Annotated in this window: 2 rRNA genes; both read right to left on the reverse strand. The window is 56.4% G+C overall.

Annotated features, from left to right (window positions below):
- A 23S ribosomal RNA gene (locus IEY84_RS26525) occupies positions 1-288 on the reverse strand; the annotation flags it as partial.
- Between the two features lie 516 nt (positions 289-804).
- Positions 805-2,319 (reverse strand): 16S ribosomal RNA (locus IEY84_RS26530).
- Positions 2,320-2,321 lie beyond the last annotated feature (2 nt).

Genomic DNA, 2,321 nt, shown 5'->3' on the forward strand with positions numbered 1-2,321 from the left:
CACAGGTAACCGGTTTGGCCTCATCCGATTTCGCTCGCCACTACTCTCGGAATCACTATTGTTTTCTCTTCCTACGGGTACTGAGATGTTTCACTTCCCCGCGTTCCCTCCACACGCCCTATAGATTCAGGCGCGGGTAACACGACATGACTCGTGCTGGGTTTCCCCATTCGGACACCCCCGGATCAACGCTCGGTTGCCAACTCCCCAGGGCTTATCGCAGGCTCCAACGTCCTTCTTCGGCTCTTGATGCCAAGGCATCCACCATGTGCCCTTCATAGCTTATCTCTCACAAACACTCAACAAAAACAACAAACCAACAACCACACACACGCGCATCACACATGCGGGCAATCATCGAGCTTGTCTGCGCTACGAAGACCACGCACACACCAACACCCCAACCGACAGGTAAACCCATACGGCCAAAGCGCCTACAAGGTGTGTGCATTCTTATTAAACAAGATGCTCGCGTCCACTATCCAACTATCAACTCCAACGCTTACTCAGCGCCGGCCAGCCCACACAACCCCATCCAGCGCTCATACCGAGCAGCCTTCAAGCGAAGGAGGCACAGAGACAACCACTCAACATCGCATGCTGTGTGATCCCTCAGGGCCCAACAGTGTGTCAAGACCGATCCTCACTCCCAGCCACCAGGTTCCACGCCCCAACCCGAAGGCCAGAACAGTACTGAGGTGACCAGTCGTATCCGACCAGTCGTTCATCGACGATTCCACTAGCGAGTAGCACCATCACCACACAACCGAATGCTGTGTGAATTCATGGCCACTTACTCCTTAGAAAGGAGGTGATCCAGCCGCACCTTCCGGTACGGCTACCTTGTTACGACTTCGTCCCAATCGCCAGCCCCACCTTCGACAGCTCCCTCTCTTACGAGTTGGGCCACTGGCTTCGGGTGTTGCCGACTTTCGTGACGTGACGGGCGGTGTGTACAAGGCCCGGGAACGTATTCACCGCAGCGTTGCTGATCTGCGATTACTAGCGACTCCGACTTCATGGGGTCGAGTTGCAGACCCCAATCCGAACTGAGACCGGCTTTTTGGGATTCGCTCACCCTCACGGGATCGCAGCCCTTTGTACCGGCCATTGTAGCATGCGTGAAGCCCTGGACATAAGGGGCATGATGACTTGACGTCATCCCCACCTTCCTCCGAGTTGACCCCGGCAGTCTCCTATGAGTCCCCAACCGAATTGCTGGCAACATAGGACGAGGGTTGCGCTCGTTGCGGGACTTAACCCAACATCTCACGACACGAGCTGACGACAGCCATGCACCACCTGTACACCGACTAAAAGGGGCCGTATCTCTACGGCTTTCCGGTGTATGTCAAACCCAGGTAAGGTTCTTCGCGTTGCATCGAATTAATCCGCATGCTCCGCCGCTTGTGCGGGCCCCCGTCAATTCCTTTGAGTTTTAGCCTTGCGGCCGTACTCCCCAGGCGGGGCGCTTAATGCGTTAGCTGCGGCACGGAACACGTGGAATGTGTCCCACACCTAGCGCCCAACGTTTACGGTGTGGACTACCAGGGTATCTAATCCTGTTCGCTCCCCACACTTTCGCTCCTCAGCGTCAGGATACTCCCAGAGAACCGCCTTCGCCACCGGTGTTCCTCCTGATATCTGCGCATTTCACCGCTACACCAGGAATTCCATTCTCCCCTGAGTACCTCTAGTCTGCCCGTATCGGAAGCAGGCCAGGTGTTAAGCACCTGGTTTTCACTCCCGACGCGACAGACCGCCTACGAGCCCTTTACGCCCAATAATTCCGGACAACGCTCGGACCCTACGTATTACCGCGGCTGCTGGCACGTAGTTGGCCGGTCCTTCTTCTGCACATACCGTCACTTTCGCTTCGTCTGTGCTGAAAGAGGTTTACAACCCGAAGGCCGTCATCCCTCACGCGGCGTTGCTGGATCAGGCTTCCGCCCATTGTCCAATATTCCCCACTGCTGCCTCCCGTAGGAGTCTGGGCCGTGTCTCAGTCCCAGTGTGGCCGGTCACCCTCTCAGGCCGGCTACCCGTCGAAGCCTTGGTGAGCCATTACCTCACCAACAAGCTGATAGGCCGCGAGCACATCCCAGGCCGAAAAACTTTCCACAACCAGATCATGCAATCGGTTGTCGTATCCGGTATTAATCACCGTTTCCGGTGGCTATCCCAGAGCCTGGGGCAGATTACTCACGTGTTACTCACCCGTTCGCCGCTCGAGTACCCCGAAGGGCCTTTCCGCTCGACTTGCATGTGTTAAGCACGCCGCCAGCGTTCGTCCTGAGCCAGGATCAAACTCTCCGTTGAAA

It is taken from the genome of Nocardioides albus (genome assembly GCF_014648255.1).
Taxonomy (GTDB): Bacteria; Actinomycetota; Actinomycetes; order Propionibacteriales; family Nocardioidaceae; genus Nocardioides; species Nocardioides albus.